Origin of the sequence: Micromonospora sp. CA-244673, from assembly GCF_050948395.1 — a bacterium.
In the GTDB taxonomy this organism is placed as follows: domain Bacteria; phylum Actinomycetota; class Actinomycetes; order Mycobacteriales; family Micromonosporaceae; genus Micromonospora.
This window is the reverse complement of sequence record NZ_CP192019.1, coordinates 5504027-5522277: the sequence shown is the minus strand read 5'-3', so window position 1 is coordinate 5522277 and position 18251 is coordinate 5504027. Positions and strand designations below refer to the sequence as shown.

General features: G+C 74.5%; 16 protein-coding genes. 4 read left to right on the top strand and 12 right to left on the bottom strand.

What is annotated here, in order from left to right:
- Positions 1-84 precede the first annotated feature (84 nt).
- Both ACQP12_RS25155 and ACQP12_RS25150 read right to left on the bottom strand, forming a co-directional pair.
- On the bottom strand, positions 85-591 hold the full coding sequence (locus ACQP12_RS25155) for a DinB family protein (RefSeq protein ID WP_433282506.1): 507 nt from the start codon (positions 589-591) through the stop codon (positions 85-87).
- Positions 592-640: 49 nt separating this feature from the next.
- Entirely contained in the window at positions 641-1426 is a 786-nt protein-coding gene (locus ACQP12_RS25150; protein WP_433282503.1) for an alpha/beta fold hydrolase, read from the bottom strand.
- A gap of 72 nt (positions 1427-1498) precedes the next feature.
- On the opposite strand from ACQP12_RS25150, the gene ACQP12_RS25145 reads away from it, so the two are divergent.
- Positions 1499-2023, top strand: a complete 525-nt coding sequence (locus ACQP12_RS25145; protein WP_433282501.1) for a PadR family transcriptional regulator — start codon at positions 1499-1501, stop codon at positions 2021-2023.
- Between the two features lie 23 nt (positions 2024-2046).
- Here ACQP12_RS25145 and ACQP12_RS25140 read toward each other — a convergent pair whose 3' ends face one another.
- From ACQP12_RS25140 to ACQP12_RS25125, 4 genes are all read right to left on the bottom strand, one after another.
- Positions 2047-2970 carry an LLM class flavin-dependent oxidoreductase gene (locus ACQP12_RS25140; RefSeq protein ID WP_433282499.1) on the bottom strand — a complete coding sequence of 308 codons (924 nt, stop codon included), beginning with the start codon at positions 2968-2970 and terminating at the stop codon, positions 2047-2049.
- Between the two features lie 87 nt (positions 2971-3057).
- Positions 3058-3951: an oxidoreductase gene (locus ACQP12_RS25135; RefSeq protein ID WP_433282497.1), complete on the bottom strand. Its 894-nt coding sequence runs from the start codon at positions 3949-3951 to the stop codon at positions 3058-3060.
- Positions 3948-4463 carry a hemerythrin domain-containing protein gene (locus ACQP12_RS25130; protein WP_433282495.1) on the bottom strand — a complete coding sequence of 172 codons (516 nt, stop codon included), beginning with the start codon at positions 4461-4463 and terminating at the stop codon, positions 3948-3950. The genes ACQP12_RS25135 and ACQP12_RS25130 overlap by 4 nt, the downstream gene beginning before the upstream one ends.
- A 166-nt stretch (positions 4464-4629) precedes the next feature.
- A complete protein-coding gene (locus ACQP12_RS25125; protein ID WP_433282493.1) occupies positions 4630-5961 on the bottom strand; it encodes a low temperature requirement protein A in 1332 nt (443 codons plus the stop codon).
- A 139-nt stretch (positions 5962-6100) separates the two neighbouring features.
- Between ACQP12_RS25125 and ACQP12_RS25120 the strand changes: the two genes are divergently transcribed.
- Positions 6101-7048, top strand: coding sequence for an SDR family NAD(P)-dependent oxidoreductase (locus ACQP12_RS25120; RefSeq protein WP_433282491.1), 948 nt, complete (start codon positions 6101-6103; stop codon positions 7046-7048).
- Between the two features lie 60 nt (positions 7049-7108).
- Here the strand turns inward: ACQP12_RS25120 and sucB are convergent, their stop codons facing one another.
- Positions 7109-8911, bottom strand: a complete 1803-nt coding sequence (sucB, locus tag ACQP12_RS25115; RefSeq protein WP_433282489.1) for a 2-oxoglutarate dehydrogenase, E2 component, dihydrolipoamide succinyltransferase — start codon at positions 8909-8911, stop codon at positions 7109-7111.
- Positions 8912-8977: 66 nt separating this feature from the next.
- Positions 8978-10369, bottom strand: coding sequence for a dihydrolipoyl dehydrogenase (gene lpdA, locus ACQP12_RS25110; protein ID WP_433282487.1), 1392 nt, complete (start codon positions 10367-10369; stop codon positions 8978-8980).
- 178 nt (positions 10370-10547) lie between these two features.
- Here lpdA and ACQP12_RS25105 point away from each other — a divergent pair, with 178 nt between their 5' ends.
- Entirely contained in the window at positions 10548-10877 is a 330-nt protein-coding gene (locus ACQP12_RS25105; protein ID WP_357939698.1) for a hypothetical protein, read from the top strand.
- 64 nt (positions 10878-10941) lie between these two features.
- Here ACQP12_RS25105 and ACQP12_RS25100 read toward each other — a convergent pair whose 3' ends face one another.
- Positions 10942-12510, bottom strand: coding sequence for a leucyl aminopeptidase (locus tag ACQP12_RS25100; protein ID WP_357939700.1), 1569 nt, complete (start codon positions 12508-12510; stop codon positions 10942-10944).
- 199 nt (positions 12511-12709) lie between these two features.
- Here ACQP12_RS25100 and gcvT point away from each other — a divergent pair, with 199 nt between their 5' ends.
- Entirely contained in the window at positions 12710-13840 is a 1131-nt protein-coding gene (gene gcvT / locus ACQP12_RS25095) for a glycine cleavage system aminomethyltransferase GcvT (protein WP_357939702.1), read from the top strand.
- Positions 13841-13925: 85 nt separating this feature from the next.
- Here gcvT and ACQP12_RS25090 read toward each other — a convergent pair whose 3' ends face one another.
- The 3 genes from ACQP12_RS25090 to ACQP12_RS25080 all read right to left on the bottom strand — a co-directional run bounded on the left by ACQP12_RS25090 (position 13926) and on the right by ACQP12_RS25080 (position 18203).
- Positions 13926-15215, bottom strand: a complete 1290-nt coding sequence (locus tag ACQP12_RS25090) for a DUF2314 domain-containing protein (RefSeq protein ID WP_357939704.1) — start codon at positions 15213-15215, stop codon at positions 13926-13928.
- A 65-nt stretch (positions 15216-15280) separates the two neighbouring features.
- Complete coding sequence (locus tag ACQP12_RS25085) at positions 15281-16054, bottom strand: adenosylcobinamide-GDP ribazoletransferase (RefSeq protein ID WP_433282483.1); 774 nt, start codon at positions 16052-16054, stop codon at positions 15281-15283.
- Complete coding sequence (locus ACQP12_RS25080) at positions 16044-18203, bottom strand: bifunctional adenosylcobinamide kinase/adenosylcobinamide-phosphate guanylyltransferase (protein WP_433282481.1); 2160 nt, start codon at positions 18201-18203, stop codon at positions 16044-16046. Before ACQP12_RS25080 ends, ACQP12_RS25085 begins: the two co-directional genes overlap by 11 nt.
- Positions 18204-18251 lie beyond the last annotated feature (48 nt).

The window sequence follows — 18251 nt, the reverse complement described above, 5'->3', positions numbered from 1 at the left end:
ATGCGTTGAGCGAAATCACTCACTCGTCGTTCCCGACTCATGCCCGCTGACCTACCGACCTGACTCCCGTGAGTGATTCGCGGTTCACTCCCCGGTCCGGCCGTCGATCGCCTCCCGCAGGATGTCGGCGTGCCCGAGGTGGCGGGCGTACTCGTCGGTCATGTGCGCGAGGATCCAGCGCAGGGAGAGCGTGCTTCCGGTGCCCGGGTGGCGACCGACCGCGTCCAGCGGGCGTTCGGCGGTGAGCTGCCGCGAGGTGGCCACCTCCGCCCGCCAGAGCGCGAAGGTCTCCGCGCCGGTGGTCCCGGCGACGTCGGTGAACGGGGCGTCCGGGTCGTCGGTGAGGTCGAAGAGGTCGCCGGGGAAGGCGTCGGCGAGCACCGCCTGGAAGTACCACCGCTCCACGGTGGCCAGGTGCCGGACCAGGCCGATCAGGGACAGGCCGGACGAGGGCACCGGCCGCAGCCGCAGTTGCGCGTCGGTGAGCCCGGCGCACTTGCGGACCAGGGCGTCCCGCTGGAAATCGAGGAAGGTCTCGAGCAACGTCCGTTCGTCCACGGTGGCCGGCAAGGTGAAACGTTCATCGATCATCGCTCGCATCGTACAGGCGTTCGACGCCCGGTGGTGGGCGCCGGCCCGGTCAACCCGGATGGCCGGCCAGTGCGGCCGTCACGGCCAGGGCGAACCGCGCCGGGTTGTCGACCATGATGTTGTGGCCGCAGTCCGGAATCGCCACCGCGGCGACACCCGCGGCCGCCAGCCGGTCCGCGTCGAGCCGCGGCCCGTCGGCCGCCGGATACAGCACCGTGCACGGCGCGGCGAGCCGCTCCATCTCCTCGCGCACGCCCGGCGTCGTGCCGCGCAGCAGGCTCATCGCCGTGCGGTAGAGCGCCTCCCTGCCGGCCAGGCGCATGGTGGCCGCCCACTCCGGCCCGACGAATGCCATCGTCTCGTCCCAGCCGTGGTCCAGGAACTCCTGCTCGGTGTGGTAGACGCCGATGCCCGAGCTGCCCGGCCGCTTCGTCGTCGGCAACGTCTCCAGCGCGTCGAGGGCGGGATCGACGAGCACGAGCCGGCGTACCAGCCCGGGGTGGCGCGCCGCCAGCAGGACCGCGACGGCGCCGCCCGCGCTGTGCGCGATCACGTCGGCGTCCTTCACCGCCGCCTGGTCCAGCGCGTGGGCCAGCAGGTCCGCGTGCATGTCCAGGGTGTACGCCACGTGCGCCGGCCGGTCGCTGATCCCGAAGCCCAGCAGGTCCATGAGCAGCGAGCGGTGCCCGGTCAGGGCGGGATGTGCGATGGCCTGGGTGTAGTAGGGCGCGGAGCTGGCGCCGAGTCCGTGCAGGTAGACGCGGGTGGGTTCGGTGCCGGGGATCTCGACCCAGCGGATGCGGGAGCCGTCCGGGGTCACGGTGGCGCTATGCATAGCGCAGAAGATACCTTGTTACCGAGGTATCAAAGCAAGAGGGTATCTCGGCGGGAGGGTATGATCTGGATCATGTTGGAGCTCGCGACCCTCGGATTCCTCTACGACGAACAGCTGCACGGCTATGACCTGCGTAAACGCATCGCCGCCCTGACCGGGCACGTGCGCCCGATCGCCGACGGCACCCTCTACCCGCTGCTCAAACGCATGGAGGCGGCCGGACTGCTGACCCGCGAGCTCCAGCCCGGCCAGGTGGCGGCGCCGCGACACGTGCTCTCGCTGACCGCCACCGGCCGCCTAGCCCTGCTCGACCGGCTCCGCGAGCCCGACGAACTGTTCGTCACGGACGAGAACCGCTGGTTCACCCTGCTCGCGTTCCTGCGTCACCTCGACGACCCGGCAGCCCAGGCGGCGGTCCTGCGGCGGCGCCTGACATTCCTCACCCAGCCGGCCAGCTTCTTCTGGGACGGCGACCGGCCGATGCGCGCCGCCGACTTCGACGACCCGTTCCGGCAGGGGCTGTTCACGATCGCGACGGCAACGTCACGTACCGAGCTGAAATGGCTGCGGGAGACCCTCGCGGATCTCGACGGCTGAGCGCCTCGACGAGCCGGAGTCGGTCAGGCGACGGCGGTCAGGCGGGGCAGCAGCGGGGCCAGCTGGTCGACGCCGTCGGGGCGTACCACGAAGCGGGTGATGCCCCAGCGGCGCCGGTGCTCCGCGACGGCGGCGACGATCTCGTCGGCCGTGCCGATCAGCGCGAACGGGGTGGCGAGCAGGTCGGCGACCGTCAGCCCGGTCTCGGCGGCGATCGGGGCGGCGGCGGCCTCCGCGTCGTCGGTCACGGTCACCTGCTGGACCAGGGCCTCCAGCGCAGGCGGCGCGTCCCGGCCGGCCGCGCCGGCCGCCACGTGCGCGAGCTGCGCCTCGATCTGGTCGGCCCGCCACCGCACGTCGTGGTTGTGGCCGTCGGCGAGGGTACGCCCGAAGCCGGTCAGGCCGACCACGTCGGCGTGCGCGCCGGCCCAGCGCAGCAGCGTCGAGTTGGCCGTACCCATGGTGAGCGGGACCCGGGCCTGCACCGGCCGCAGCTCGGTGAGCCGGGCGCCCCGGGCGGCCAGCTCGGCGGTGTCCACGGTGACCTCGGTCCCGGCCAGCAGGTCACGGACGGCCTCGGCGACCGCGACGCAGCGGCGGACCCGGGCGGCGACGTCGGGGCGCTCGCGCCCGACGGCCCGCCACTCGGCCGGCGTGTGCCCGGCGCCGAGACCGAGCCGGGCGCGGCCGCCGGAAACCACGTCGAGGGTGGCCACGTCGGTGGCGAGCAGGATCGGCTCCCGCACGCCGGCGTTCGACACGTACGAGCCGAGGCCGAGCGTCGACGTCACCGCTGCCGCGGCGGCGAGCGCCACGAACGGCGACGCGCCGTGACCCGGGTGGTCGGCGGCCAGCAGCGCGTCGAAGCCGGCGGCCTCGACCCGCCGGGCCAGGCCGGTCCAGCCGGCCGCGTCGGTGGGCCGGGCCTGCACGGAAAAGATCACCATCGGCCCAGCATCCCCGGCGTACGCCCGCCTCGGCCAGCCCGGACCCGCCGATTCTGCTGACCGGCGAATCCGGGCCCGATCCTGGCGTCAGCCGGCGGACTCGTGCACCGCGTCGAGGCGGGACAGGTCGTCGTCGGTGAGCCGCAGCGCGCCGGCCGCGACGTTCTGCTCCAGGTGCGCCGGGTTGCCGGTGCCGGGGATGGCGAGCACGTTCGGGCTCCGGTGCAGCGTCCAGGCCAACCGGACCTGGGCCGGAGTCACCCCGTGCGCCCGGGCCACCGCGCGCACCTCGTCGTGCTCCACGCCGCTCGCGCCGGCCTCGCGGCCGCTGGTGGCGAGGGCGAAGAATGGCACGAACGCGGTCCCGTGCGCGGCGCAGTCCCGGATCAGTGCGTCGTTGCTCAGGCGGTAGCCGAGGCTCCACGAGTTCTGTACGCAGACCACGGGGGCGATCGTGCGCGCCTCGGCGATCTGGTGCGGCTTCACGGCGGAGACGCCGAGGTGTCGGATCAGCCCGGCGTCGCGCAGCTCGGCGAGCGCGCCGAAGTGCTCGGCCAGCGGCTCCGGGCCGTACACCCGGAGGTTGACCACGTCGAGGTGGTCCCGGCCGAGCTGGCGCAGGTTCTCCTCGACCTGGCCGCGGAGCTGGTCCGGCCGGGCCATCGGCAGCCACGCACCGGACGGGTCCTTGCCCGGCCCGACCTTGGTGACGATGACCAGATCCTCCGGGTACGGCGACAGCGCCCGGTTGATCAGCTCGTTGGCCGAGCGCAGCGGCGAGAAGTAGAACGCCGCGGTGTCGATGTGGTTGACGCCCAGCTCGACCGCGCGGCGCAGCACCGTCACCGCCCGGTCCCGGTCGCTGGGGCTGCCGTCCGCGTTCGCGGTCAGCCGCATCGCGCCGAAGCCGATCCGGTTGACCGTGCGGTCGCCGAGCTGCCAGGTGCCCGCCGCGGCGGCGTCGACGGTGTCGATGGTCATGCGGTCTCCGTCCGTTCGAAAGGGTCCCCGTTGCCGGGTGGCGTGACGCCGAGCAGTTCCACGGGGTCGCCGCCGAGCCGGTTCAACGCGGCGACGATCTTCCGCTCCTCGTAGCCGAAGTGCGACTCCAGCAGCGCCGCCAACCCGTCCAGCTCGGCCCGGACGCTCCGGCCGTCGGCGGCCTCGGCGAGCAGGGCGTCGATCCGGCGCAGCAGGTCGGCGACGATCCGGTGGTCCGCGCTCAGCTCGGCGAGCACGGGGCGCAGCTCCGGCGCCTGCTCGGCCAGGGCCTGGAAGGCGCCGCCGTCCTCACCGGTGTGGTGCCGGTCGAGGGCGGCGCAGAAACCGGCGCAGTGCGCGCGCAGCTCCCGGGTGAGGGCGACGCTGCCGCCGTCGGGGGTGTCGAGGCTCGCGCGGAGCCGGGCCAGCTCCTCGCGGAGCCAGTGGTGGATCTCGATCAACTGGGTGCCGAGGGCGGTCAGCCGCCCGCTCGGTGGGTGGGATGGGTGCACATGGTTCCCTGCTGTCCCGCGCCTCCGTGCCCACGGCGGCCTTCGTGCCGGATGCACCGCGACGCTGCCGGGAGTCTACGCGCCACCGCGTCACCCGTGGTGGTCGTGGCCGCCCACCGCCGGTGCGCTCGCGCCGCCGGGCTGCGGCGCCGAGTCCGCGGCGGGCTCACTCGCCCTCGTCGCGCTCGTGCGGCTCGTGCCAGCGCGCCCGATAGGCCGCCTCGTGGGCCTCGTGGCTGGTGCGTTCCTCGAAGACCAGGCCCCGCAGCGCCCGCCGGCCCTCGTCGAAGACGACCACCTCGGCGGTCACCATGCCGATGGTGATCGCGGTCAGCAGCGCCAGGGCGGCCAGCGCGGGCAGGTGTGCGGCCACCGGGATGCTCACGGCGAGCAGCAGCACCGCGGCGACCCGGGTCCAGCTCAGGGTGCGCAGGGTGCGGAACTGGAAGAGCATGTTGCCGCAGATGTAGCAGATCACCCCGCCGAAGAGCAGCGGTACGCCGGGGCCCAGCGCCGGCAGGTGCTGCGGCACGTGCGGGTCGGCGACCTGGTGCACGATCATCTCCGCGCCCAGCGCGAACAGGATGATGCCCGCGATCATCGGCAGGAACAGGTACCCGTAGGCGTCCCGGGCCATGGCCACGCGGGGGCCGTCCTCGGCGGCGTGCAGGGCGATCCGGGCGGCCGGCCCGACCATGTCGTAGTGCGCCCACCACAGCGCGGCGGTGAAGAAGATGCCGAGCACGGCCGCCGTCACGGCCGGCCAGGTCGGCGGCTGGCCCAGCAGGTTGCTGCCGACGCCCACCGAGATGACCGACTCGCCCAGCGCGATGATGAGGATGAGGTCGTACCGCTCGGTCCAGTGCTCGGCGGACGCGACGCCCCAGCCCCAGGTGCCCGCCACGAGGCCGGTGGAGTACTGGAGCAGCACGACGAAGGCCCACAGCCCGTCCCGGACCGCCGCCGCGGAGAAGAGGTCGTCGATCTTCGGCGGGATCAACGCGGCGACCCCCAACAGCAGGGTGCTGCCCACCAGCTCGGGGGTGAACCGGAGGAGCTGGCGGCGTTCCTTCGGGCTGTCCCGCACCGCATGCAGGTAGAGCAGCAGGTGCACCCCCCGGATGACGGTGTAGCTGATCGCCGCGACGATCGGCCCGGCCGCGTTGCCGCGCGGGTCCCGGAACGCGTTGGGCAGGGACAGCGCGAAGGTGAACAGGGCCGCCATGCCGACCGTCATGAGGACCGGGACGAAGCCCTCGCCCAGCCGGATCCGGGTGGCCACGATGCTGTGCACCACCCACGACCACCACAGCACGGCGAGGACCAGCAGCGCGTGCAGCAGCGCACCGCCGTTGACCTGGAGCGCGGTGGCCCGGGTGATGATGAAGAACGAGAACACGAAGACCAGGTCGAAGAAGACCTCGAACCGGTCCACCCGGGCCCCGGGCGCCACCGGCACCGCCGGCCCGAGGCGTCCCCGCCACCCGAAGCCGCTCACCGACCGAGTCTGTCAGCGCCGGGTCGGCGGCGGGCCGGATTGCGCCCAGCCCGGGCGGTGGCGCGGGCCGTCCCGCGTTACGTCGCCGCCGCCCTGGGAAGACGCGGGGACCACGGGCCGCCGCCGAGAGGGATGAATCATGACCGCCAGCACACCCGTCAGCACCCCGTTCTCCCGGGAGACCACCGCCCTGGAGGTGGCCCGTGACCTCGACCTGACCGGCCGGCGGGCCGTCGTCACCGGCGGCGCCTCGGGGATCGGCGTCGAGACGGCCCGCGCGCTCGCCGCCGCCGGGGCCGACGTCACCATCGCGGTCCGCAACACGGAGGCCGGCCAGCGCGCCGTCGCCGACATCACGGGCACCACCGGCAACGACCGGGTCCTGGTCGCCCCGCTCGACCTGGCCGACCTCGGCTCGGTGGCCACCTTCGTCCGCACCTGGGACGGGCCGTTGCACATGCTGGTCAACAACGCGGGGATCATGGCCTCGCCCGAGATGCGCACCGAGCAGGGCTGGGAGATGCAGTTCGCGACCAACCACCTCGGGCACTTCGCGCTGGCCACCGGGTTGTACCGGTCCCTGGCCGCCGCGGGCGGCGCGCGGATCGTCTCGGTCAGTTCCTCGGCGCACCTGCGCTCGCCGGTGGTGTTCGACGACATCCACTTCCGCGAGCGGCCGTACGAACCGTGGGCGGCGTACGGGCAGTCCAAGACCGCGAACGTGCTCTTCGCGGTGGACGCCACCCGGCGGTGGGCCGGCGACGGGATCTACACCAACGCGCTCATGCCGGGCGCGATCCGGACCAACCTGCAGCGGTACGTGAGCGACGAGGACCTGGCCCGGCTGCGTGCGGAGAGCGGCGGCGGCGACTCGCCGAGCTGGAAGAACACCGAGCAGGGAGCGGCCACCTCGGTGCTGGTCGCCGCCTCGCCGCTGGTCGCCGGGGTCGGCGGCCGGTACTTCGAGGACTGCCAGGAGGCCGGGCCGAACCAGCCGGGCACCCGCACCGGCTACGCCCCCTACGCGCGGGACCCGGAGGCCGCCGAGCGGCTCTGGGAGGTCTCCGAGGAGCACCTGCGCGGCTGACCCGGAAACGACGAAGGGTCGCGCGGCGTACGCCGCGCGACCCCTCGTGTCGTCAGAGGGTCAGAGCCCCAGCTCGGCCTCGAAGTTGCCGGCCTCCAGCCGCTCCTTGACCGCGACGAGGAAGCGGGCCGCGTCCGCGCCGTCGATCAGCCGGTGGTCGTACGACATGGCCAGGTAGACCATCGACCGGACCGCGACGACCTCGCCCAGCTCCGGGTCGTTGACCACGACCGGGCGCTTCACCACGGCGCCGGTGCCGAGCATCGCCGACTGCGGCGACGGCACGATCGGGGTGTCGAAGAGCGCACCCCGGCTGCCGGTGTTGGTCAGCGTGAAGGTCGCGTTGGCGAGCTCGTCCGGGCTGATCTTGTTGGTCCGGGTGCGCTCGGCCAGGTCGGCGACCCGCTTGGCGATCCCGCCCAGGTTGAGGTCACCGGCGTTGTGGATGACCGGCACCAGCAGGCCCCGCTCGGTGTCCACGGCGATGCCGAGGTGCTCCGCGTCCGGGTAGGTGATCGTCCCGCCCTCGAGGTCCAGCTGGGCGTTGACGATCGGGTAGGACTGGAGCGCCTCGACGGCGGCCAGGGCGAAGAACGGCAGGAAGGACAGCTTCACGCCGTGCCGCTGCTGGAAGGAGTCCTTGGCCTGGGCCCGCAGCTTGGCGATCCGGGTGACGTCCACCTCGATCACCGTGGTCAGCTGCGCCATCTCGTGCAGCGACTCGTGCATCCGGTTGGCGATGGCCTTGCGGATCCGCGGCAGCTTCTCGACGGTGCCCCGCTTGTTGCTCGGCTGCGGCTTCGCGGCCGGCTTGGCCGGGGCCGCCGCGGCGGCCGGGGCGGGCTGCGCGGCCGGCGCGGCCTGGGCGGCCTTCGCCTTCTCGGCCGCCTCCAGCACGTCCTGCTTGCGGATGCGCCCGCCGACGCCGGTGCCGTTGACCGAGGAGAGGTTCACCCCGTGCTCGGCGGCCAGCTTGCGGACCAGCGGGGTCACGTAGCCGGCGCCCTCCTCGCCACCGGCCTGGGCCGGCACGGTCGGCCGCTGCGGGGTGGCGGTCGGCGCGGCCGGCTGGGCGGCCTGCTCGACCTTGGCCGGCTGCGCGGCCTGCTCCGCCTCGGCGGCCGGCTCGTTGTACGACATGCCCGGGGTCGGCTCCTCGACCTTGGGCTCCGGCTTGGGCTCCGGCTTCGGCTCGGGCTTCGCCTCGGCCCTGGGCTCGGGCTTCGGCTCCGGCTTCGCCGCCGGCGCGGCGCCGGCCGCGCCCACGATCGCCAGGACACCGCCGACCTCGGCGGTCTCGTCCTCGGGAACCTTGATCTCCAGCAGCGTGCCGGCGACCGGCGACGGGATCTCGGTGTCGACCTTGTCGGTGGAGACCTCCAGCAGCGGCTCGTCCACCTCGACGGTCTCGCCGACCTGCTTGAGCCAGCGGGTGACCGTACCCTCGGTGACGCTCTCGCCCAGGGCCGGCATCTTCACCGGGGTGCCCTCGCCCGACGGCGCGGCGGCCGGGGCCGGCTCCTCGACGGCCGGCTGCTCCGCCTCGGCCTGCGGCTCGGCGGCGGCCTGCTCGGCCTGCTCCGCCGGGGCCTCCTGCTGCGGGGCGGCCCCGCCGGGCGCCTCGCCCTCACCGGCGATGACCGCCAGCTCGCTGCCGACCTCGGCGGTCTCGTCCTCGCCGACCACGATCCGGCTCAGCACGCCCGCCGCGGGCGACGGGATCTCGGTGTCCACCTTGTCGGTGGACACCTCAAGCAGCGGCTCGTCGACCTCGACGGTGTCGCCCTCCTGCTTGAGCCAGCGCGTGACGGTGCCCTCGGTGACGCTCTCGCCGAGCCGGGGCATGGTGACCGATACCGGCATGTTCTCCAGACTCCTTCATTCCCCTGGTGGGATCATCGCCCGTCGCCGGACGCCGCGGTTGTCGTGTCAGGCGTGCGAGTGCAGCGGCTTGCCGGCCAGGGCCAGGTGCGCCTCGCCCAGGGCCTCGGTCTGGGTCGGGTGGGCGTGCACGAGCTGCGCCACCTCGGCCGGGTAGGCCTCCCAGTTGTAGATGAGCTGCGCCTCGCCGATCAGCTCGCCGACCCGGGCGCCGACCATGTGCACGCCGACCACCGGGCCGTCGTCCACCCGGACCAGCTTCACGTGGCCGGCGGTCTTGAGGATCTGGCTCTTGCCGTTGCCGCCCAGGTTGTAGTTGTAGGTCTTGATCTTGTCGGCGCCGTACTGCTCCTTGGCCTTCGCCTCGGTCAGGCCGACCGACGCCAGCTCCGGGTCGCAGTAGGTGACCCGCGGGATGCCGGCCTCGTCGATCACGGCCGGGTTCTTGCCGGCGATCTCCTCGGCGACGAAGATGCCCTGCTGGAAGCCACGGTGGGCGAGCTGGAGGCCGGGCACGATGTCGCCGACCGCGTAGACGTTCGGCACGCTGGTGCGCAGCCGCTCGTCGGTCAGCACGTAGCCGCGGTCCATCTTGACGCCCTGCTCCTCGTAGCCGAGGTTGGCGGTGTTCGGGCCGCGGCCGACGGCGACCAGCAGCAGCTCCGCCTCGACCGTGTCGCCGCCCTGGATGGTCAGCTTGACGCCGTTCTCGGTCTTCTCGACCTTCTCGAACGGCTTGCCGACCTTGAAGTTGATCTTCCGCTTGCGGAACGCCCGCTCCAGCGCCTTCGAGGACTCCTCGTCCTCGGCCGCGACCAGCCGGGGGAGCGCCTCGACGATGGTCACGTCCACGCCGAAGGACTTCCAGACGCTGGCGAACTCGACGCCGATCACGCCGCCGCCCAGCACGATCGCCGAGGAGGGGACGCGGTCCAGGGTCAGCGCGTGGTCGCTGGTGATGATCCGCTCGCCGTCGACCTCCAGGCCGGGCAGGCTCTTGGCGTACGAGCCGGAGGCCAGGATGAGGTTGCGGCCGGTGTAGCGCTTGCCGTCGACCTCGACGACGTTCTTCCCGACCAGCTTGCCGGCGCCCGCCACGAAGGTGATCTTCTTGGAGCCGCCCACCAGGCCCTGCAGGCCCTTGTAGAGGCGGGAGATCACGCCGTCCTTGTACGAGTTGACCGCCGCCATGTCGATGCCGACCAGCTCGGCCTTGACGCCGAACTGCTCCGACTCGCGGGTCTGGTCGGCGATCTCGGCGGCGTGCAGGAGCGCCTTGGTGGGGATGCAGCCGTTGTGCAGGCAGGTGCCCCCGAGCTTGCCCTTCTCGATCAGGGCGACGGAGAGGTCCAGCTGGGCGGCACGCAGCGCCGCCGCGTAGCCGCCGCTACCACCTCCGAGGATGACGATGTCGAAGGTTGCGTCGTTCGGCTCGCTCACGTCCAACTCCCAGGTCGCGTCGCTGCATTCGGGGGTTACGGGGGAGTAACAGGCACACCCCACCTCGGTCATCTTGTCACCACCGGGGACGGGGCGCGTAGTGAGGTGCCCAACGACACGTCGGTGACACGTACGCTTGGCACCGTCTTCGATGACGACCGGGGGAGGAGTGGGTTCGGTGGGGCTGTTCCGACGACGCAAGCGGGCGGGCGCGGTGAGTCGCGACCGGGTCGCGGACCGCGCCGATCTGGACCATCTTGAGAGCTTCGTCCGCACCCGGCGGGGCGTCGAGGCCTACGTGGAACCTCGGACCACGGTCACCGAGACAACGATCATGCTGATCGCCGGCGACGGCGAGTGGACGCGGCGGCGGGTCGGCGGGCCGGAGGAGGCCCGCCGGTTCGCCCACCGGCTGGCCATCCCGATCTACGACGTCCGGCTCATGGGTTACCCGCAGCGGATGCGCGACTACAACGAGCGCCGCAAGCGCCGCCCCGAGCTGTTCTGATCCGGACACGCGGACGGGGCGCCCCCCGGCGAGGGGAGCGCCCCGTTGCGGCGCGGCGGAAGCGTCAGCCGTTGGCAGCGACGTCGTCGACCAGGTGCAGCAGGGTGCGCACCGGGACGCCGGTGCCGCCCTTGGTCCAGTAGCCGGTGGCCTCGCCCGAGTGGTAGCCGGGGCCGGCGATGTCGATGTGCGCCCAGGCCACGTCGTCGGTGACGAACTCGCGCAGGAACACACCGCCCTGGAGCATGTGGCCCGCCCGGTCCATGCCGGCGTTGACCTGCGAGATGTCGGCGACCTCGGAGTCCATGCCCTTGCGCACGTCGTCCGGCAGCGGCATCGGCCACGCCGGCTCGCCGGTCGCGTCACCGGCGGTCCGGACCCGCTCGCACAGCTCCGGGGTGCCCATCACGCCGGCGATCCGCTTGCCCAGCGCGATGACCTGGCCGCCGGTCAGCGTCGAGGTCTCGAACAGGTAGTCGGCGCCGTCCTCGCAGGCCCGGGCGATGGCGTCGGCCAGGATCATCCGGCCCTCGGCGTCGGTGTTGAGGACCTCGACCCGCTTGCCGCTGTACATGGTGATCACGTCGCCCGGCCGGTAGCTGGTGCCCGACGGCATGTTCTCCGCCATCGGCAGGTAGCCGGTGACCGCGACCGACGGCTTGAGCGCCGCGACGGCCAGCATGGCCGCGCCGACCGCCGCCGCGCCCGCCATGTCGGACTTCATCTCCCACATGCCCTGGGCCGGCTTGATCGAGATGCCGCCGGTGTCGAAGGTGATGCCCTTGCCGACCAGCGCCACCCGCTTGCCGTTGCCGCCGCCCTCCGGGGTGTAGGTCAGCTTGACCAGCCGCGGCGGAGCCTCGGAGCCCTGGCCGACGGCGAGGATGCCGCCGTAGCCACCGGCGGCGAGCGCCGCCTCGTCGAGCACCTCGACGCCGAGCCCGGCCTCGCGGGCGGCGGCGGCCACGGCCTCCGCGAACGACGGCGGGCGCAGCTCGTTCGGGGCGGTGTTGACCCAGTCCCGGCTGGTCAGCACCGCGCCGGCCACGGCCTGGGCGCGGGTGACCTCGGCCTGGGCGGTCGCGTCGGCGGCGTCCGGCACCGCGACCAGCACCTCGGCCACGGGCTCGCGCCGGGCCGGCTGCGGCTTGGTCTTGTAGCCGGCGAACCGGTAGCCGCCGAGCAGCGCGCCCTCGGTGACCGCGCGGAGCGCGGCCGGGGCGTCGGCGTCGTCGGGCAGCGGCAGGGCGAGCGCGACGCGGGGCGCGCCGGCCAGGGCCCGGACGGCCGCGCCGGCCGCCCGGCGGAGGGTCTCCGGGGCCGGTGCGGCGCCGGACGGCTCGGCGCCGAGGCCGACGGCGACGACCACCGGGGCGGTGACCGTGCCCAGCGTGGCCAGCTTGATCACCTCACCGGGGCCGCCGGTGGCGCCGAGCAGGGCCAGCGTCTCGGTCAGCTTGCCGTCGAACGCGGCGGCGATGCTCTCCGCGCCGCTGGCCAGCAGCAGGGCGCCGGCGGGTGAGCCGGCCTCCTGCTCGGTGGTCTGGCTGTGCACGCCGATCACGATCGCGTCGACGGCGAGTTCGGCGGGGTCGGTGTCGACCAGGCTGAGGGTGGTGCGGGGCGATGTCACGAAAGCTACTCCGGGCGGGCCGGGCCGGCCGCGGCGTCGCGTACCGGCGATGAAGGTCTCCGGCGGCGAACCTACCCGCCGGATGCGTGGCTGTCCCGCCGATGGGTGCAGGCGGGACGTCCCGCCCGCACCCGATGGCGAAACAGGCGGGGTCCCGCCGATGCTAACCAGCCGGTCACGGGCCGGTAAGTTCGCACCCATGACCGAGGTGACCTCCGACGCCGCCGCGACCCGGCTGCGCCGTTCCCCGTTGCACGAGCGGCACACCGCGCTCGGCGCCAAGTTCGCCCCCTTCGGGGGATGGGAGATGCCGCTGGAGTACGCCGGCGGCGGGGTGCTCAAGGAGCACACCGCTGTGCGTACCGGGGTGGGCGTCTTCGACGTCTCGCACCTCGGCAAGGCCCGTGTCACCGGGCCGGGCGCCGCGGACTTCGTCAACTCCTGCCTGTCCAACGACCTCGGTCGGATCGCCCCCGGCAAGGCCCAGTACACGCTCTGCTGTGACGACGCCACCGGCGGCGTGGTGGACGACATCATCGCCTACCTGTACGCCGGCGACCACGTCTTCCTGGTGCCGAACGCGGCGAACACCGCCGAGGTGGTCGCCCGGTTGCGCGCCGCCGCGCCCGACGGCGTGATCGTCACCGACGAGCACGAGGCGTACGCGGTGCTCGCGGTCCAGGGGCCGCGCTCGGCGGAGCTGCTGGACGCGCTCGGCCTGCCCACCGGGCACGACTACATGAGCTTCTCGGCCGCCTCGCTGAACGGCGTCGACCTGACCGTCTGCCGCACCGGCTACACGGGCGAACTCGGCTACGAGCTGGTTGTGCCGGCCGGCGACGCGCTCGCCGTCTGGGACGCGCTGTTCGCCGCCGGCGAGGCGGAGGAGCTGCGCGCCTGCGGCCTGGCCGCCCGGGACACGCTGCGCACCGAGATGGGGTACCCGCTGCACGGGCAGGACCTCTCCCTGGACATCACGCCGGTGCAGGCCCGCTCGGGCTGGGCGGTCGGCTGGGACAAGCCGGCCTTCTGGGGCCGCGACGTGCTGCGGGCCGAGAAGGCCGCCGGCCCCGCCCGCACCCTGCGCGGTCTGGAGGCGGTCGACCGGGCCATCCCGCGCCCCGGCATGGCCGTCTACGCCGGCGACAAGCAGGTCGGCACGGTCACCAGCGGCACGTTCAGCCCGACGAAGAAGCAGGGCATCGCCCTGGCCCTGGTCGACACCGACCCGAAGCTCCCCGACGGCGAGGTGCTGGAGGTCGACATCCGCGGCCGCCGCGCCCAGATGCGCCTGACCCGCCCACCCTTCGTGGAGCCTTCGGTCCGCTGACCGCACCTCGAACGATCGTGAAGTTGGCGGCACCCAGGGAGATCGAGATCGCCGCCGACTTCATGATCGACGGGGACGGGACGGCTCAGTCCGTGGGGGGTTCGCCGGCGTCGAGGACCGCCTGGGTCCAGCCGCCCTCGATGACGCCGGTGCCGTCCAGCACGGCCCAGTCGACGACGTCGGACGCCTCCACCACGACGGGGGCGCCGATCCGCACCGTGGGGTCGCCGGCGGCGTCGCTGGCGCTCGCGCCGACGATCCGCTCCGGGGTGTCCCACGAGGTCACCCCGGCCCAGACGTACTCCGGGCCGTCGTCGCCCGGCAGCCCGTACTTGACCACGAGCTGGCTCTCGGTGGGGAGCAGGCCGGCCAGGAAGCGGGCCCGGATGTCGTCGAGCGCGGCCCGGGCGGTGGCGACGGCCCGGCTCATGGCGTCGCCGGAGCGCGCGTACCGGACGTCGGGCTGGATGCCGTTGAACAGGGTCGCGCAGGCGGCGGCGAAGTAGCGGCCGGGCGGGCCCGGGTGCCCCGGCGGCGGGTTGAGGGTGAGGAACGAGTCGGCGTCCGGGTCGGTCGCCGGGTCCAGCTCCAGCCGCAGCAGCACGGGCGCCGTCGCGCCGTGCTGCTCCGGATTGCCGTACGCCACCGCGATGTCGTGCCCGGTCACCGTGGCCAGCACCGGGAGCTGCACGAACGCCGGCACCTCCTCGCCGGACAGCCCGTCGGTCCAGTCCCGCAGGAGACGGCGGGCGGCCCCGGTCATCACCGCGCCCCACGCCCGGGTGAGGTGGTCCGGCACACCCTGCGCCTGCAGCTCCAGCAGCCCGAAGCGGCGCAGCCCCTTGGTGGTGAACCAGAGCCCGTCGGCGTCCGACGAGTAGGGCACCAGCACCCAGTCGACCAGCCGGATCCGGCCCTGGGCGTCGGGGAGGGACCGCAGCGCGGCGGCCGGGTCGAGGAACTGGAGCCCGAAGACGTCCACGACGTCCCCGTCGACCGTCTCGGCGACCGCCGCGGCCACCGCCCGGGCCGCCCACTCGTGCGCCGGCGGCCAGCCCGGCCGGTATTCGGCCTGCACCACCACGAGGTGCGTGGCGGCGGCCAGCCGGGCCAGCTGCGGCTCGGTCGCCCCGAACGCGGTGAGCAGGTCCGGAGGAAGCTCGGGAAACTCGCTGACCGGCCGGGTGTCCACGGTCATCAGCGGGCTGTCCAGCATCTGCCGGGCCAGCCCGTGCACCGGCTCGGCGAGCCGGCCGGCCAGCCGCTCCACGGCGGTCTTCGGGCTCACCTTCGGCAGGCCGACGATCGGCACCAGGTAGGTCGCGTCCAGCGACTCGGGCACCGGTACGGGCAGAAAATCGTCCGTGATGAGCATGCCGTCCCCCTCGACCGCGCCGGTGCACCTCGCCTCAGAACGCTACCCGCCCGGACGGGTGGCGCTCAGGCGGACAGCACCAGTCCCAGGTAGGACAGCGTGGTGACGATCTCCACGAGGGCCCCGAGCACGTCGCCGGTGATCCCGCCGAGCCGGCGTACCAGGTGCCGCAGCAGCCCGGCCGCGACGGCGAGCGCCGCCAGCACGGCGAGCGGCCCCTGCCACGGGCGGCCGGGCACCGCCGGCACGGCCAGCAGCGCCACGGCGGCCGTGCCGGCCACCAGCGCGACCGGCCCCACCGTGCCGGCCACCAGCGTGCCCAGGCCCTCCGGGCGGGCGGCGGGCACCCCGCGGCGGCAGGCCAGCGCGACACCCAACCGGCCGGCCGCCGTCGCGGCGACCACCGCCGCGAGCGCCGCCGGCCGGGACCGCCCGGCCAGGTCCGCGAGCACGGCGGTCTGGAGCAGGAGTACGAGCACCAGGGCGACCACGCCGAACGGTCCGACGTCCGGCTTCTTCATGATCTCCAGCGCGGCCGGCCCACGGCGGTAGGAGCCGACCGCGTCCACCGTGTCGGCCAGCCCGTCCAGGTGCAGCCCCCGGGTGAGCAGTGCGCCCAGCCCGACGGTCACCCCGGCGGCGACCAGCGGGGGAGCGACCGCCGCGGCGAGCAGCAGCACCGCCCCGAGGAGCGCCCCGAGCAGCGCACCGACCACCGGGGCCAGCGCCATCGCGACGCCGGCCGCGGCCCGGTCCACCCGACCGGCGCGCACCGGCGCCGTGGTGAAGGTGGTGAGCGCCAGCCGGATCCCGTCGCCGAACCGGACCTCAGTCGGCACGTCGGCCGGGCGCGACCGGCTCGTCCGGCCCGATCGTGGTGGGCCCAGGTCCGCCCGGCTCCGGCTCGGTGAAGTCCGGTTCGGGCTCCGTGCTGGCCGGTCCGGGGCCGGCGGGCTCGGGCTCGGTGAAGTCCGGTTCGGGCTCGGCGCTGGCCGGTCCGGGGCCGCCGGGCACCGGCTCGGTGACGTCCAGCTCGGGCTCCGTGCTGGCCGGTCCGGGTCCGGCCCGCCCCGGCTCGGTGAAGTCCGGTTCGAGCTCCGTGCTGGCCGGTCCGGGGCCGGCCGGCTCCGGCTCGGTGAAGTCCTCGTCGTCCCCACCGCCGAGGGCCGGGTGCACGGGCAGGCCGGCGGCGAGCGACAGGGCCGAACGCAGCAGCGGCAGGGCGGCCAGCGCGGTCGCTCCCTCGCCCAGGTCGAGCCGGAGGTCCAGCAGCGGGGTCAGGCCCAGCACGTCGGCGGCGAGCCGTACGCCGGGCCGGCCGCCGTGGTCGGGCAGCAGGCACCAGTGCCGGGCCTGCCCGGCCAGGTCGCGGCTGACCATGCCGGCGGCCACCCCGACCGGCCCGTCCAGCAGCACCGGGACGCGCCGGGCGGTCGCGCCGAGCAGCACGCCGGTGGCCACCGCCACGTCGCCGCCGCCCAGCTCGGCGAGCACGTCCTTGGCCTCCCGGGCGGAGCGCCGGGTGCGGTGCAGCGCGTCCCGGACGGCGGCGCAGCGGACCATCCAGGCGGCGTCGTCGAACTCGCCGTGCTCCGTCACCACCCGGCCGAGCACCGCCGGGGGTTCCGCGCCGGCCGTGGCCGCCAGCACCGCCGCGGCGGCCGTCTCGGTGCCGGCCCCGCACGCCGCGAGCACCAGCAGCTGTACGCCCGCGTCGGCGGCCTGCTCGGCGAGCCGCCAGCCGTAGCGCAGGGCCGCCTCGACCTCCTCGCCGGTGAGCGCCGGCCCCTCCTCGATGGGTGCGGAGGTGGGCGTCTCCACCACCTGGAGGCTCGCGCCGTTCTCGGCGGCCAGCCGGGCGAGGGGTCCCTTGCCGGCGCGCGCCTGCCGGGCGCGGCGGCCCGACTCGCCGGGCACCGCGCCGGCCGACGCACCGCCCTCGTGGTCGCCGTGCAGCAGCAGCACCCGCACCGCACCCCACGGCGTCGGGGTCGCGGTGCCCTGGGTGGCGGCGGCGAAGCCGACCACCCGCTCCAGCACGCCGAGGCCGGCCCCGGGGATGTCCAGGGTGGCGAGCCGGTCGACCGCCTGCGGGCCGGTGTAGTCGTCGGGCATCGGCAGTTCCATGCCGGGCTGGATGACCAGGCCGGTCGCGACCATCGGCAGCGCCATGGTGGGCGCGGCCCAGTCGGCCGGGCCGGCCGCCGCGGCCGGGGCCGGAGCCGGGGTGGGCGCCACGGTCGGGGTGAGCACCTCGGGCAGCGCCTCGTCGGGCCCGTCCGTCACCGGCCGGGCGCTCGCCGCCGTCAACTCCGGCGCGCCCGCCTGGCCGGGGCCGCCCGGCACGGGGCCGGCCTGTGCGGGGCCGGCCTGTGCGGGGCCGGCCTGTGCGGGAACGGCGTGTGCGGGAACGGCGTGCGCCGGGACGGTCGCGGGTGCGGCGGCGGGCTTCAGCCAGGCGGTCTGCCCCGCCACCACCAGGGCGACGGCGTCGCACGCCTCGGCCACCGCGCGGTTGGTCGCGCCCAGCGCGTCGGTGAACGCCCGGCCCAGCGGCGTGGTGGGCACCAGGGACAGCCCCACCTCCGGGCTGACCAGCACCAGCCGGGCGGCGCTGGCCCGGACCGCCGCGGCCAGCTCCGCGATGGTGGCCGTGTCGTCCGCCGGCTGGTGCGCCGGATCGAGCAGCACGGTCACCCAGCCGCCCAGGTCGTCCACGAGCAGCGTCTCGTTCGGCCCGGCCGCCGCGATCACCGCGGCCAGGCGGCCGGGGTCGGCGGCGGTCTCCTCGGTGGTCCAGCTACCCGGCCGGCGCGCGCGGTGCGCCGCGAGGCGGGTCGCCCACTCGGTGTCCTCCGGGTCCCCCGCGGGGGCGGTGGCCACATACCGGACCGTGGGCGCGTCGGCGACCACCGACTCGGCGAACTCCGACTTGCCCGAGCGGATACCGCCGAGCACCAGGAGGGTGTTCCACCCGTCTACGGACATGCCCGTACCTTAAGGCCGCCCGGCGGGTCGCCGCCCGCCGCCCCGGTG

Bases quoted from the DNA above. Each gene is read 5' to 3' on its own strand.
- ACQP12_RS25135 (WP_433282497.1), bottom strand. From the start codon at position 3,951: ATGACCATCGACACCGTCGACGCCGCCGCGGCGGGCACCTGGCAGCTC.
- ACQP12_RS25150 (WP_433282503.1), bottom strand. From the start codon at position 1,426: ATGCATAGCGCCACCGTGACCCCGGACGGCTCCCGCATCCGCTGGGTC.
- ACQP12_RS25080 (WP_433282481.1), bottom strand. From the start codon at position 18,203: ATGTCCGTAGACGGGTGGAACACCCTCCTGGTGCTCGGCGGTATCCGC.
- sucB (WP_433282489.1), bottom strand. From the start codon at position 8,911: ATGCCGGTATCGGTCACCATGCCCCGGCTCGGCGAGAGCGTCACCGAG.
- ACQP12_RS25155 (WP_433282506.1), bottom strand. From the start codon at position 591: ATGATCGATGAACGTTTCACCTTGCCGGCCACCGTGGACGAACGGACG.
- ACQP12_RS25120 (WP_433282491.1), top strand. From the start codon at position 6,101: ATGACCGCCAGCACACCCGTCAGCACCCCGTTCTCCCGGGAGACCACC.
- ACQP12_RS25140 (WP_433282499.1), bottom strand. From the start codon at position 2,970: ATGGTGATCTTTTCCGTGCAGGCCCGGCCCACCGACGCGGCCGGCTGG.
- ACQP12_RS25145 (WP_433282501.1), top strand. From the start codon at position 1,499: ATGTTGGAGCTCGCGACCCTCGGATTCCTCTACGACGAACAGCTGCAC.
- gcvT (WP_357939702.1), top strand. From the start codon at position 12,710: ATGACCGAGGTGACCTCCGACGCCGCCGCGACCCGGCTGCGCCGTTCC.
- ACQP12_RS25090 (WP_357939704.1), bottom strand. From the start codon at position 15,215: ATGCTCATCACGGACGATTTTCTGCCCGTACCGGTGCCCGAGTCGCTG.